This window comes from Mucilaginibacter pocheonensis (genome assembly GCF_031456535.1).
Lineage (GTDB): Bacteria > Bacteroidota > Bacteroidia > Sphingobacteriales > Sphingobacteriaceae > Mucilaginibacter > Mucilaginibacter pocheonensis.
The window spans coordinates 312,813-327,324 of record NZ_JAVDUU010000005.1; the positions used below are offsets into that span (position 1 = coordinate 312,813).

Annotated in this window: 14 protein-coding genes; 12 read left to right on the forward strand and 2 right to left on the reverse strand. The window is 42.1% G+C overall.

Going from position 1 to position 14,512, the window contains the following annotated elements:
- Positions 1–65 precede the first annotated feature (65 nt).
- Positions 66–1,079, reverse strand: a complete 1,014-nt coding sequence (locus tag J2W55_RS24455) for a hypothetical protein (protein ID WP_310102661.1) — start codon at positions 1,077–1,079, stop codon at positions 66–68.
- A 191-nt stretch (positions 1,080–1,270) separates the two neighbouring features.
- Here J2W55_RS24455 and sucD point away from each other — a divergent pair, with 191 nt between their 5' ends.
- From sucD to rpsJ, 12 genes are all read left to right on the forward strand, one after another.
- Complete coding sequence (sucD, locus tag J2W55_RS24460) at positions 1,271–2,155, forward strand: succinate--CoA ligase subunit alpha (RefSeq protein ID WP_310102663.1); 885 nt, start codon at positions 1,271–1,273, stop codon at positions 2,153–2,155.
- 776 nt (positions 2,156–2,931) lie between these two features.
- Complete coding sequence (locus tag J2W55_RS24465) at positions 2,932–3,303, forward strand: methionine-R-sulfoxide reductase (RefSeq protein ID WP_310102666.1); 372 nt, start codon at positions 2,932–2,934, stop codon at positions 3,301–3,303.
- Positions 3,304–3,862: 559 nt separating this feature from the next.
- On the forward strand, positions 3,863–4,834 hold the full coding sequence (locus tag J2W55_RS24470; RefSeq protein WP_310102669.1) for a ribonucleoside-diphosphate reductase small subunit: 972 nt from the start codon (positions 3,863–3,865) through the stop codon (positions 4,832–4,834).
- Positions 4,835–4,881: 47 nt separating this feature from the next.
- Positions 4,882–5,247 carry a four helix bundle protein gene (locus J2W55_RS24475; protein ID WP_310102672.1) on the forward strand — a complete coding sequence of 122 codons (366 nt, stop codon included), beginning with the start codon at positions 4,882–4,884 and terminating at the stop codon, positions 5,245–5,247.
- Positions 5,248–5,294: 47 nt separating this feature from the next.
- Positions 5,295–7,667: a ribonucleoside-diphosphate reductase subunit alpha gene (locus J2W55_RS24480; protein WP_310102675.1), complete on the forward strand. Its 2,373-nt coding sequence runs from the start codon at positions 5,295–5,297 to the stop codon at positions 7,665–7,667.
- Positions 7,668–7,885: 218 nt separating this feature from the next.
- Positions 7,886–8,092 carry a cysteine-rich CWC family protein gene (locus J2W55_RS24485; protein WP_310102676.1) on the forward strand — a complete coding sequence of 69 codons (207 nt, stop codon included), beginning with the start codon at positions 7,886–7,888 and terminating at the stop codon, positions 8,090–8,092.
- Between the two features lie 78 nt (positions 8,093–8,170).
- Positions 8,171–8,899 carry a hypothetical protein gene (locus J2W55_RS24490; protein ID WP_310102681.1) on the forward strand — a complete coding sequence of 243 codons (729 nt, stop codon included), beginning with the start codon at positions 8,171–8,173 and terminating at the stop codon, positions 8,897–8,899.
- A gap of 187 nt (positions 8,900–9,086) precedes the next feature.
- A complete protein-coding gene (locus J2W55_RS24495) occupies positions 9,087–9,266 on the forward strand; it encodes a hypothetical protein (RefSeq protein WP_310102684.1) in 180 nt (59 codons plus the stop codon).
- 266 nt (positions 9,267–9,532) lie between these two features.
- Positions 9,533–9,946, forward strand: a complete 414-nt coding sequence (gene rpsL, locus J2W55_RS24500) for a 30S ribosomal protein S12 (protein ID WP_002993550.1) — start codon at positions 9,533–9,535, stop codon at positions 9,944–9,946.
- A gap of 19 nt (positions 9,947–9,965) precedes the next feature.
- Positions 9,966–10,433 carry a 30S ribosomal protein S7 gene (gene rpsG / locus J2W55_RS24505; RefSeq protein ID WP_090462876.1) on the forward strand — a complete coding sequence of 156 codons (468 nt, stop codon included), beginning with the start codon at positions 9,966–9,968 and terminating at the stop codon, positions 10,431–10,433.
- A 181-nt stretch (positions 10,434–10,614) separates the two neighbouring features.
- Positions 10,615–12,726, forward strand: a complete 2,112-nt coding sequence (gene fusA / locus J2W55_RS24510) for an elongation factor G (RefSeq protein WP_310102689.1) — start codon at positions 10,615–10,617, stop codon at positions 12,724–12,726.
- Between the two features lie 134 nt (positions 12,727–12,860).
- The gene (gene rpsJ / locus J2W55_RS24515) at positions 12,861–13,166 is read left to right on the forward strand and encodes a 30S ribosomal protein S10 (protein ID WP_022830652.1); all 306 of its coding nucleotides are present in this window, start codon (positions 12,861–12,863) and stop codon (positions 13,164–13,166) included.
- Positions 13,167–13,294: 128 nt separating this feature from the next.
- Here rpsJ and J2W55_RS24520 read toward each other — a convergent pair whose 3' ends face one another.
- On the reverse strand, positions 13,295–14,440 hold the full coding sequence (locus J2W55_RS24520; protein ID WP_310102731.1) for a redoxin domain-containing protein: 1,146 nt from the start codon (positions 14,438–14,440) through the stop codon (positions 13,295–13,297).
- Positions 14,441–14,512: the final 72 nt, after the last annotated feature.

A 14,512-nucleotide genomic window follows, 5' to 3' on the forward strand; every position in this document is an offset into this window, starting at 1 on the left:
TGTCACCCGGCTTCGGCCGGGTGACTGCATAAATATATCAGTATGCTTGATCAAAAGCTCCCGCTTCAGGGGGCCGGGGCGCAAATCGTTTTCAATTTCTTAGTATGATCCGGATTTAGCGGCTCGTTGGTTTGGGCCAGCCGTTGCGCGCCTACATTGGCCGGGCAGGCAATGCCATTGGGGCCATCATAAGTTAAACCCGGTTTAGCATCTACCAGTTCTTTCGGTACATATATTTGCGTGGTGGTTTGTGAATAACCATGCGGGTAAAACCTTATATAATATCCATCCGGGTGAAGCGACCATATCCCCGACGGTACTTCCGGATCAGGAGCGGGAGCCAAACCGGCAAGCATGGCATATTTCTCCATTTCCTCGTAGGAGGCATTGCCCGACGCAGCCAGCTGACGGATATTGTTTTCGGCCTCAAAAACGCTTTGCGCGGCAGGCGGCAACTGGTTCTTTGCTTTTTCCATTAAACTGGCGGGCAATACGCCTAATGCCCCGCCCTCCAGCATCAAAAGTTCGTTTGGCGATAACAGCCTTGTGGCGGTTAGTTTAATATCGGTACCAAAATCGGCAAACTTGGTACGGGCAATTATAGCCCATAATAATACCTGTATGCTGCGCTGGTTAACATCGGGATGGGTTTCTGCATGTTTTAATATCAGTATCACCACATCGCGCTTTGGGCCAAGTACGGGCGCAAGCATATAGCCATCGCCGGTGCTGGGTCCGCGTGTACCGGCGTGCAGGCAATAGCTTTTGTTGGTCATTTCATAAAATCCGGCGCAAAGCTTGTAGGCGCCTTCGGGAGTTTTTGGTAAAAGATATAAAGGCTCAGGTGTTTGTCCCTCCATAAACGACGGTGGTTTTGAGCCGGTTTTGTTTACATCTTTAAAATTGGTGGTAATAGCCTGAGGCTGTTTCAGGATCTTGTTTAAGCCGCCTCCCGAAGCCATTTCGGTGCCTTTGTCAAGCAATTTTTTTCCGAAACCGCCAAATTGAGCTTGTGCGGCGGTTGTATAAAACAGACAGGCTATAAGGCCAAGGATAAGGTTTTTGTTGATTTTTTTCATAAAAGGCAGGTATACAGTGTGCTGCTAAATTAATTAAATTTGAGGTAAATTATTTAATCTCCGCTTAGAGTTTTTGATTAATAAAAAGTCACGTTTTTGTTAACATGTAAAATTATTGGCCCTTTAGCGGGTTTAAGGGTTTGACATTTGCGCAAAAACTTTAGCTTTGCCGTACTAAACGAAAAAAGCCAATGAGTGTTCTCGTAAATAAAGATTCTAAAGTTATAGTACAGGGTTTTACAGGTAACGAAGGTACCTACCACGCTACACAAATGATTGAGTACGGAACCCAGCTGGTTGGTGGTGTTACGCCTGGTAAAGGCGGCCAGCGCCATTTGGACAGGCCAGTTTTTAATACCGTTAAAGATGCCGTTACAGCAACCGGTGCAGATGTATCTATCATATTTGTGCCTCCTGCTTTTGCTGCTGACGCTATTATGGAAGCTGCCGAAGCCGGTATAAAAGTTATCGTTTGCATTACCGAAGGTATCCCTACCAAGGATATGATACAGGTAAAAGAATACCTTACTGATAAGGACGCCCGCCTTATTGGCCCTAACTGCCCGGGCATTATCACTGCTGACGAAAGCAAAATTGGCATTATGCCAGGCTTTATCTTTAAAAAGGGTAATGTGGGTGTAGTATCAAAATCAGGAACTTTAACTTATGAAGCGGTTGACCAGGTGGTTAAAGCTGGTTTAGGTATCACTACTGCTATAGGCATTGGCGGCGACCCGATCATCGGTACGCCTACCAAAGAAGCTGTTGAACTGCTGATGAACGATCCTGAAACCGAAGGCATTATTATGATAGGCGAAATAGGCGGAAGCATGGAAGCCGACGCTGCGCGCTGGATCAAAGCTAACGGAACCAAACCTGTAGTAGGCTTTATTGCAGGCCAAACAGCGCCTCCGGGACGCCGTATGGGCCACGCCGGCGCCATTGTTGGCGGTGCGGACGATACTGCTGCTGCTAAAATGAAGATCATGGCCGAATGCGGTATCCGCGTAGTGGAATCGCCTGCCGAAATTGGCGCTGCCATGGCAGAGGAAATAGCCAAGTTGGTTAAAGCTTAAAGCTCCCTAATCCCCAAAAAGGGGAACTGGAAAATATATAGGAAATCCTGGTCTGATTGGCCGGGATTTTTTTGTTTGTCATGCTGAACACAGTGAAGCATCTGTTCTGCGGCATTGAATGTTGAAGAAGATACTTCGCTATGCTACCCATGACGGCTTGCTTTTATGTCATTGCAGGCGACAGCGTGGCAATCCGGCATTACAGGGCAGCCCTGTGTAGTTCGCGATTGCTTCGTACTTCGCAATGACGGTCTTACTCACACATTCTTACTCACATATGTCATCCTGAGCGATAGCGAAGGATCTTCTTGGTCCTGCTAAACGCCGGCTACCCATAGACGGACGGGCCTGTCACCCTGAGCCCGTCGAAGGGCGCGCGCAGAGGCCTTTCCCCGCTATCCTTCGACAGGCTCAGGATGACAGCCCTTTTTTGTGTCATTCCACTTTCAAAGTCCGCGGTTTTTAAAACTCAGGATGACAAAATAAAAAAAACTGTCATGCTATGCGTAGTGAAGCATCTATTCGCCGGCATACATACAGTCAAACAGCACTTTTACTTCTGGTGATCCAAATCCTATAAACGACGTAGCCTGCCTGAACTTCATCGAAACTAAACTATGAGTAAAAAAAAAAGATTTTAGCCAGCTCCTAATAGCGTCAAATCAATGTAAACACTGTCCTTTAAAACAATCCATGCCGGTAAAATGTCGTATATTTAAGTAAATAAAAGGATAATCCTCAATCAATAATTCGCTAATTCAATAACTCAATAATTAATGGAATACAATCAATTAACGCCCGAAGAAGAACGGGTAATATTATATAAAGGAACCGAAAGACCATTTACCGGCGCTTTGCTTGACAATAAGGCCGAAGGTTTATATGTGTGTAAACGTTGTGACACTCCCTTGTACACATCTGCATCAAAATTTGAATCGCATTGTGGCTGGCCAAGCTTTGACGACGAGATACCGGGTGCCGTAAAAAGGGTACCGGATGCCGATGGCCGCCGTGTGGAAATTGTATGTGCCAATTGCGGGGCGCACCTGGGCCATGTATTTGAGGGAGAATACCTGACACCCAAAAACATTCGCCATTGTGTTAATTCGGTATCAATGAAATTTGTACCGGCCGGCGATGTAAAATAAAACAACAACTTTTAAGAATATTTAATTGATGGCCGGTTTTCAGGATGTTTTGTTTTCCACAATCGGGTAATCCGGCCTCATTTTTTATCCAAATTTCCAAATTTTAATCAGCACTTAGCAAACACATTATGCTATTTGCAACAATTGTCGGTGTTAAGTCAAGTAATTTGTAATGTTAAATTATTGTTTTTTGCAAGTATTTAGGCCGCTACTTTTTCAGGTGTTTTTTAATTAGCTGTAATCAAGTTCATTAATTTTCATATGATTTAAGCCACATTAAAAATAATCGTGCAAAGTGTTAATAACTTACCCCTTTGTTAAAAACTAACACTAAAATCTTAAGTACTCAAACATTAACTTTGTTGTGCAAGGCATTCGAAAGACAGCGGGATGTATTCATCATCCAACATTCAACAACTTGTCTGTCAGTAAGTTATACAATAACACAAGTGATTGGTCAAGCTAATCACAAAAACAATAAAGCTTTATTTTTAGTAAGGCTGGCTTTCGTGTCCGGTGAGGTTAAGTAAAGGAAAAAACGATATAAAAAATAGTATCTATGAAACAGGAAGATGAAATATTACTGAGAGAGAACAAAGACAGGTTTGTGATACTGCCTATTAAGTACCCCGCCATTTGGGAAATGTATAAAAAAGCCGAAGCCAGTTTTTGGACCGCCGAAGAGATCGATCTTTCGGACGATATGAAACACTGGGAAAATCTTAACTCGGGCGAAAAACATTTCATTTCGCACATCCTGGCTTTTTTTGCTGCCAGCGATGGTATAGTGAATGAAAACCTGGCTGTAAACTTTATGAGCGAGGTTCAGTTACCCGAAGCACGCTGTTTTTATGGTTTCCAGATCATGATGGAGAATATTCACTCAGAAACATACGCCCTGCTTATAGATACTTACATAAAAGATCCTGCCGAAAAGGACCGCTTGTTTCACGCTATTGATACCGTACCATGCGTAGGTAAAAAAGCAGAATGGGCCCTTCGCTGGATAAATAACGGCAATTTTGCCGAACGCCTGGTGGCTTTTGCTGCGGTTGAAGGCATCTTCTTCTCGGGCAGCTTTTGCTCTATATTCTGGCTTAAAAAGCGCGGCCTGATGCCCGGGCTTACCTTTAGCAACGAACTGATATCGCGCGATGAAGGTTCGCATTGCGAATTTGCCTGCCTGCTTTATAAAATGCTGCAAAACCGCTTAAGCGCCGAACAGGTTACCAAGATCATTACCGACGCGGTTGAGATTGAAAAGGAATTTGTTACTGATGCCCTGCCGGTTAACCTTATTGGTATGAACGCCAAAATGATGAGCCAGTATATTGAATTTGTGGCCGACAGATGGTTGGGCGAATTGGGTTACGAAAAACATTATGGCGCCAGCAATCCGTTTGATTTTATGGAAATGATATCATTACAGGGTAAAACCAACTTCTTTGAAAAACGCGTAGGCGATTACCAGAAAAGCGGTGTAATGAACAACGCCGAAAGCAAAGCGTTTTCACTGGACGAAGACTTTTAGATAGTGAGTGGTGAGTTGGCAGCAGTGAGTTATTAATAATCGCGAGCATGTTTTTACAATTAGGGCACACTAAGTTAGATGCTTATACGATTACCAGACAATTCATAAAAGAATGTTATTTAGCTGTAAGTCAATTCCCCCACGAAGAAAAATTTAATTTAACACAACAAATAAAACGAGCCGCCCTTTCTGTCCATTTAAATCCGGCAGAAGGAAGTTCAAGAAAATCTGATATTGAAAGAAAAAGATATTATGAGATAGCCAGAGGATCAATTATTGAAGTTGACGCTGCATTTGATGTAGCTTCAGACTTAGGATATTGTTCAGCTGAAAGTTTAAGCACACTTGGCGAGATACTGGTTAAGTGCTTTAAATATCTAAGTGCTCTTATTAGTTCAATCAGAATCAATTAACAAATTTACAATTAACACTAACTACTCACCATTCACAACTCACTAATATGCTCGTAGTAAAAAGAGACGGTAGAAAAGAATCCGTAAAATTCGACAAGATCACAGCACGTATTGAAAAACTGTGCTATGGGTTTAATTTAGTTGACCCTATTGATGTGGCCAAAAAGGTTATTGAAGGCTTGTTTGACGGTGTAACCACTTCCGAGCTTGACAACCTTGCTGCCGAAACCGCGGCTTCGTTAACAACAAAGCACCCTGACTACGCCTTGCTTGCTTCGCGCATAGCAGTATCAAACCTGCACAAAAATACGATCAAATCGTTTTCAGAAACCATGCGCTTACTGCATGACTATATTGACCCTAAAACCGGTAAGGATGCATCGTTAATTGCTGATGACGTATGGGAAGTTATTGAGGCCAATGCCGAGCTGCTGGATAGTACCATCATTTATGACCGCGATTTTGGTTTTGATTACTTCGGTTTCAAAACACTTGAAAAATCATACCTGTTAAAAATTAACGGCAAAATAGCCGAGCGCCCGCAGCACCTGTTTATGCGTGTATCGGTTGGTATTCATAAACATGATATTGACAGCGCCATTAAAACATACCATTTAATGAGCGAGCGTTGGTTTACCCACGCTACACCTACCCTGTTTAATGCCGGTACGCCAAAACCACAAATGTCGTCATGCTTTTTGCTCACCATGAAAGATGACAGCATTGACGGCATTTATGACACGTTGAAACAAACCGCCAAAATATCGCAAAGCGCCGGCGGTATTGGCTTAAGCATACACAATGTAAGGGCCACAGGCTCATACATCAGCGGCACAAACGGCACCAGCAATGGCATTATCCCTATGCTGCGCGTATTTAATGATACTGCCCGTTATGTTGACCAGGGCGGTGGTAAACGTAAAGGCGCCTTTGCTATTTATTTGGAGCCATGGCATGCCGATATATTTGAATTTTTGGATCTGCGTAAAAATCACGGTAAAGAAGAAATGCGTGCCCGCGACTTGTTTTATGCTCTTTGGGTATCAGACCTGTTTATGCAGCGTGTTGAGGCCAATGAAGACTGGAGCCTGTTTTGCCCGCATGAAGCACCCGGCTTAGCCGATTGTTTTGGCGCCGAGTTTGAAGCCCTGTATACTAAATATGAAAAAGAAGGCCGTGCACGCAAAACCATCAAAGCCCAGGAACTTTGGTTTGCCGTACTTGATGCCCAGGTTGAAACCGGTACGCCATACCTGTTATACAAAGATGCCGCAAACGCCAAATCAAACCAGCAAAATTTAGGTACTATAAAAAGCTCAAACCTTTGTACCGAAATTATGGAATATACCGATGCCAATGAAATTGCGGTTTGTAACCTGGCTTCGTTAGCATTGCCGCGTTATGTGATCAACGGTGTTTTTGACCATCAAAAACTGTACGAGGTGACTTACCAGGCTACCATTAACCTTAACCGTATTATTGATGGCAATTACTATCCGGTTGCCGAGGCAGAATACTCTAACTTAAGGCATCGCCCTATCGGTTTAGGTGTGCAAGGTTTGGCCGACGCGTTTATACAGCTGCGCATGCCATTTGAAAGCGAAGAAGCTAAGCAACTGAACAAAGAAATATTTGAAACCATTTATTTTGCGGCCATGACGGCTTCAAAAGATCTGGCTATTGCCGAAGGCCCGTATGAGACATTTAAAGGCTCGCCGCTGTCAAAAGGCAAGTTCCAGTTCGATCTGTGGAACGTATCACCTGCCAGCACCCGCTGGGACTGGGAAAATCTGCGCCTGGATGTAATGAACCATGGTGTACGTAACTCCCTGCTTGTAGCACCTATGCCAACCGCTTCAACCTCGCAAATACTGGGTAATAATGAGTGCTTTGAACCATATACCTCAAACATTTATACCCGCCGTGTACTAAGCGGTGAATTTATTGTAGTAAACAAATATCTGCTGCGCGACTTGGTTAACCTTGGCCTATGGACCCCGGCCATGAAAGATAAGATCATCTCGGCAAACGGATCAATTCAGGATATCGCCGAAATACCTGCCGATATCAAGGAACTGTACAAAACTGTTTGGGAGATCAAAATGCGCAACATTATTGATATGGCTGCCGACAGGGGTGCTTATGTTTGCCAGTCGCAATCATTAAACCTGTTCATCAATTCGCCAAACGCATCGAAACTAACATCAATGCACTTCTACGCGTGGAAAAAAGGTTTAAAAACCGGCATGTATTACCTGCGTACACAAGCAGCATCGCAAGCCGTTAAGTTTACGGTTGAAAACCAGGGCGGTTCAAACATGGAACCTGTAATACCTGCAGTAGTTGATGCCGTGGCTGACGAGATACCTGCTGGCCCATCATGCTCAATGGAAGAAGGCTGCGTAACCTGCTCGGCATAATTTTTTAGATCTCTTAGGACCTGAGGACTACGGGACGAAGGACTAAAGGATAAAAGACAATGATTTAAAGTCCATGAACTGCGGTTTGTGGACTTTTTTATTCCATGACATTGAGGTTTTACTTTATACACATGACTGGTGTTACCCCCTCTCAGCAAACTTTCGCTATTTTAGCTAAATAAAACTGTGATCAATCAACTACGTACCATTAACTAAAAATGACCAAACACGAGATCATCCATTGCGAACGCTGCGAGGCCCCTTTTGAGTGTAAAGCCAATTCATTCACGAAGTGCCAGTGCAGCACCGTGCAGCTTAGCCTCAACGAGGTGCAATACGTAAGCGAACTGTATGAAGGATGCCTGTGCGCTAAATGCCTGCTGATTATTCAACAGGAATATAGGGTGAGTATGGGGTTGGTGTAGGCCAATATTTGGTGATAACATTGGTGCAATAAGACAAATAAATTATCTTTATAGTACACTGTTTATTATCCATTCCTTATGAAATATTATTTCTCGCTAGAGTTTGATCCTTCAAGAAGTAAGCTTTTGAATGATATTGGACAGGCCATTGAAAAATACTATCCTATTGGTTTTGATCCGGACTTGCCCGAGTATCACCAGCAACCCGGCTATATAAAAAGGGGAGATATTATAAATGAAAACATCGCGAATGCCAATAATTATCAGGAAAGATGGGGTTCATTCATAAACGAACTGGAACAACAGTTAGATAAAACCATCCTTAGTACTACTTACGGATTTGTGCCAGGTTTTAGCGCAGACCTTATACTGGAGAAATATGAGGATGAATCGCTCGTCAGAATAAAAAAGATATCCTTTGCAATAAGTTTGATAGGTCCATTTTTTTCAATATGTGGAATAGATGAAACGTTTATTAAAGAAAAAAACGACGAACTTAAAAGGTCATATAATGCAATAAACGTTGCTACTGTATCGCCTTATGAAGAGTTTGAAAAAGACTTTAACTACCTGCAAAATAAAATAGAAGAACAGTTTAAGGACTATACGTTTGTACCTTTTCGTACTGCAATGCATTATATAAAGGATTTTAAAACGCCGGACAGCATTGGTGAAGACTCCACTTTATACAATGCTTTGTTTAATCATTTGTTTAATTATCGTTCGCCTCATTTTCTTCGTGGCGATACCCTTTATGGCTATGAGCAAAACAATCTTGTTTCTATTACCCTGCCACCCTCGCTGTAAGATATTTGCCAATGGCCAATACCATCTTTTACAGATAATCCCATATAAGACACCCCCAGGCCATTCGAAGTGGCTGACTTCGAATAACTATACCTGTAGTCTTCTGAGCTTCAATTAATCCTTTTCATTTTTATCAAGTCAAACAGGTATACGTCTTTTAGTTAGATGTATGATTAAGATTAAAACCATGAAAAAGAGATTTCTTGCATACGCGTTTTTATTAGCGGCCATCGTATCGGTAACGTCTGGCTGCGTGGTTCATGACAGATACAGTTACAGCCGCCGGTACCATCATGACAGGTACCATAACGGTTATAACAATGGTTATGACCATTATCATGACAGTACCCATGACCGTAATTATTAATTTTTAACAAAAGTGAGTTGATTGATTTGATAAATGATGGAAGGGCGGTGAGTGTGATCACCGCTCTTTTTTTGTTTGTACAATATCAAATATATTCCTAATTATCAATTTATTTGAGGCAAAATTCGCGGCTGTTCCCTTAAGCCCCGCACTCCATCAACACATTACAAAAACTTTTTTACACAACCGCTTGAAAATCAAAAAATAAGTCCGTACTTTTGCAGTCCTTAAAATAAGGATAAAACTGTAAATACAAAAAAGGAAAAATGCCTACTATTCAGCAATTAGTTAGAAAAGGTAGAGTAGCTCTGGTTGACAAGAGTAAGTCGCCAGCGTTGGACAGCTGTCCACAGCGAAGAGGCGTATGCACCCGTGTGTATACCACTACCCCTAAGAAACCAAACTCAGCAATGCGTAAAGTTGCCCGTGTGCGCTTAACCAACGGAAAAGAAGTAAATGCTTATATCCCGGGTGAAGGTCACAACTTACAGGAGCACTCTATCGTTTTGATCCGCGGTGGTCGTGTTAAGGATTTACCAGGTGTACGTTACCACATCATCCGTGGTGCATTGGATACATCAGGTGTTGCCGGCAGGAATCAACGTCGTTCTAAATATGGTACTAAACGCCCTAAACCAGGACAAGCAGCTGCTGCCCCTGCAAAAGGTAAAAAGAAATAATTAAGGAGGATAGATAGCAATGAGAAAGTCAAAACCAAAAAAGAGAATTATCCTTCCTGATCCAAGGTTCAATGATACTTTGGTAACAAGGTTTGTTAACAACATGATGTATGATGGTAAAAAATCAACCGCATACTCTATATTTTATAATGCTGTTGACATTGTTGAAAAGAAAACCAGCGAGAACGGTTTAGAAACCTGGAAAAAAGCTTTAAACAATGTAATGCCTGCAGTTGAAGTTAAATCGCGTCGCGTAGGTGGTGCAAACTTCCAGGTGCCAACAGAAGTTCGTCCTGAGCGTAAAATAGCTTTAGGTATGAAATGGCTGATCAGCTATGCCCGTCGTCGTGGTGAAAAAACCATGATGGAGAAATTAGCCGGCGAGATCATATCAGCAGCTAAAGGTGAAGGTGCAGCAGTGAAGAAAAAAGAAGATACGCATAAAATGGCCGAGGCCAACAAAGCGTTCTCACACTTTAGATTCTAATTAGCGAATTATTGAATTAGTGAATTATTGATTTGGTAACACTATACTAATCAATAATTCATTATTTCGTCAATTCATCTGGTAACAATCGGTGGATTCATTAATGAATGAGAATTACTAAGATTACTTCTAAAATTCGGTTCAATCACTAATTCAATAATTCAACAACTCAATAATTAAAATGTCAAGAGATCTAAGATATACAAGAAACATAGGTATTGCCGCTCACATTGATGCCGGTAAAACTACAACAACCGAGCGTATCCTTTATTATGCCGGTGTTAGCCACAAAATTGGTGAAGTGCACGAAGGTGCCGCAACAATGGACTGGATGGCACAGGAGCAGGAACGTGGTATTACCATTACATCTGCTGCTACAACAGTAAACTGGAAATACAGAGGCCACAACTATCACATGAACATCATTGATACCCCGGGACACGTGGACTTTACCGTTGAGGTAAACCGTTCATTACGTGTACTGGATGGTCTGGTTTTCCTTTTTAGCGCGGTTGATGGTGTTGAACCACAATCTGAAACCAACTGGAGGCTTGCCAACAACTATAACGTTGCCCGTATAGGTTTCGTTAACAAAATGGACCGTTCTGGCGCCGACTTTTTAAATGTTGTAAAACAGGTAAAAAGCATGTTGGGCAGCAACGCAGTGCCATTGCAGTTACCTATTGGTGCTGAAGAGCATTTTAAAGGTGTTGTTGACCTGATTAACTGGAGAGGTATTGTTTGGAACGAGCATGATAAAGGTATGACCTTTACTGAAGTGCCTATTCCTGACGATATGGTTGAAGAAGCAACCGAGTGGAGAGAGAAATTATTGGAATCAGTAGCTGAGTATGACGAAAGCCTGATGGAAAAATTCTTTGATGCTCCTGAAACTATCACTGAACGCGAAGTACTTGATGCTTTACGTAAAGCTGTTTTAGATGCCAAGATAGTTCCTATGGTTTGCGGTTCATCTTTCAAAAACAAAGGTGTACAAACCATGCTTGATTATGTGATGGAATTACTTCCTTCACCTATGGATGTTGAAGGTATTGTTGGTACTAACCCTGATACTGGCGAAGAAATACTGCGTAAACCGGATGTTAAAGAGCCATTTGCTGCTTTGGCATTTAAAATTGCAACCGATCCGTTCGTAGGTCGTTTGTGCTTTATCCGCGTTTACTCAGGTAACCTTGAGGCCGGTTCATATGTACATAACATGCGTTCAGACAACAAAGAGCGTATTTCACGTATATTCCAGATGCATGCTAACAAGCAAAACCCTATCCCTAATGTAGGTGCAGGTGATATTGCTGCGGTAGTAGGCTTTAAGGACATCAAAACTGGTGATACCCTTTGCGACGAGAAACACCCGATCATTCTTGAATCGATGAACTTCCCTGACCCGGTTATCGGTTTAGCTATTGAGCCTAAAACACAGGCCGACGTAGATAAATTAGGTATGGCGTTAGGTAAATTAGCCGAAGAGGATCCAACCTTCCGTGTAAATTCTGACGAAGAAACCGGCCAAACTGTAATTTCAGGTATGGGCGAGCTTCACCTGGATATCATCATGGACCGCTTAAAACGTGAGTTTAAAGTTGAGGTTAACCAGGGTGCTCCGCAAGTTGCTTACAAAGAATCAATCACAGGTACCATTCAACATCGCGAAACATACAAGAAACAAACCGGTGGCCGTGGTAAATTTGCTGATATACAAGTTATCTTGTCGCCAAATGACGAAGGTAAAGAAGGTTTACAGTTTGTAAATGAAATTAGCGGTGGTGCTATCCCACGTGAGTTTATCCCATCTGTTGAAAAAGGCTTTGCAGCTTCAATGCAAAACGGTGTATTAGCCGGTTTCCCATTAACAAGCTTAAAAGTTCGTTTAATTGATGGTTCATTCCACGCGGTCGATTCAGATGCGCTTTCTTTTGAGTTAGCTGCTAAGATGGCTTACCGTGAGGCATTACCAAAATGTAAACCAGTATTGCTTGAGCCGATCATGAAGATCGAGATCCTTACCCCTGAAGAAAACATGGGTGATGTTATCGGTGACATGAACCGTCGTCGTGGCCAGCTTTTGGGCATGGACTCGCGCGCAGGTGCACAGGTAATTAAAGCTACTGTACCACTTTCAGAAATGTTTGGTTATGTAACCCAGTTACGTACCATTACTTCTGGCCGTGCTACTTCAACCATGGAGTTTGATCACTATGCTGAAGCACCACGTAACGTACAGGACGAAGTAGTTGCCAAAGCAAGAGGCAAAAAAGCTGCTGCTAACGCATAAAACAATTTTGAATTACTGAATTAGCGATTGCGTGAATCAAGAACACAAAAAAGCCGGTTCAGTAATTCAATAAATTAATAAATCAATAATTGCCCTAATAAATAGCTCTTAGGGTGGTTTAAAATCAAATTAACATGAGCCAAAGAATCAGGATCAAATTAAAATCTTACGATTACAACCTGGTAGATAAATCTGCCGAGAAGATCGTAAAAACAGTAAAGCCAACAGGCGCTGTAGTTAGCGGACCACTTCCGTTACCAACTGAAAAGAAAATTTTCACTGTATTACGTTCACCACACGTAAACAAAAAAGCACGTGAGCAATTTCAATTATGCTCATACAAGCGCTTGTTAGACATTTACAGTTCAAATTCAAAAACTGTTGATGCCCTGATGAAGCTTGAATTGCCAAGCGGTGTTGAAGTTGAGATCAAAGTTTGATAGACGACCGGCCCACTGAAAGGTGTGGGACAACATAACAAAAAGACCATCCGGTAACCGGATGGTCTTTTTGTTTGAAGAGATTTACAAAGTTTTAAAAATTGTAAGTCTTTCCTGAATATTAAATTTCACTTTGTTGATGCGTCAAATAGTTCAGCAAGTTTGCTATTCAGGGTATCACCTCTGAGGTCCCGGGCAATGATCTTTCCGGCAGTATCCACCAGGAAATTGGCGGGAATTCCCCGTATCCCATATTGCAGTGCAACCGCATTATCCCAGCCTTTCAAATCAGAAACCTGTGTCCATGTAAGCTTGTCGTCGGCTATTGCTTTTACCCAGGCATCTTTTTTGCCCGGATTATCAAGTGATACGCCCAATATGGTAAAACCTTTATCCTTATACTTATTATAAGCGGCAACTAAATTGGGGTTTTCATCACGACAAGGGCCACACCAGCTTGCCCAAAAGTCTATCAGTACATATTTGCCTTTAAAATCAGACAGCTTTACTGCTTTGCCATCGGGAGTAGTTTGTGTAAAGTCAATGGCCGGGCTGCCAATTTTAGTTTTTGACGATGAAGCCAACAAAACAGGGATACTTTTCCCGATCTCTGTATTTTTTAATCGAGCCGAAAGATTATGATATGCCTGGGCTGCCGCTTCAGCCGTTTCCCCCTCGGCAGCGGCCTGCTTTAAAGTGATAAGGCTGAGATATGAGTTGGGGTGAGTTTCCGCAAATTCCAGGCCCGCGGTATTTAATTCCTTCATATATTGTTTTTCCTTAGCCACCATTCCGTCAAAAATCTGCTTGTCCTTTTTTTGCGAATCAGTTAGCGCAGCAAATTCTTTGTCTAAGGCATCAAGTTTATCTTCAGCAGGCTTGCGTAAAGCTTTCCATTCAGTATAGTCTTTATTTATAGGCGATCCGGTAACCTTGATGTGCTTAAGGGAATCAGCAGCATTAAGGGTTAATTTACCGGCTTCTACATAAAAACGAAATATATCCAGTTTCTCACCTTTAACAGCTTTGCTCACTAAAGGATTCTTGTTAAGGTAAAGCGATGCCTGCACGGGATTAGTTACGGCACCGGTAAAATAAAAACTACCGTTCTGCACATTGGCAGAGTCGCTTTTTATTTGATCGCCCAACTGGTAAAAGAGGTAAACTTTATCGCCGTTCTTTAAACCTTTTACCCTACCGTTTATTTTAAATGTATCCTGCGCCATTAACCACATGGGCAGTAAACAGCATATAAACAAACAAAGCTTTTTCATCTCCTTTTTTTTAATAAATATAATTGTTTATTATATATAATAATACGTGGTAGCATATAAAACAACGCCGGC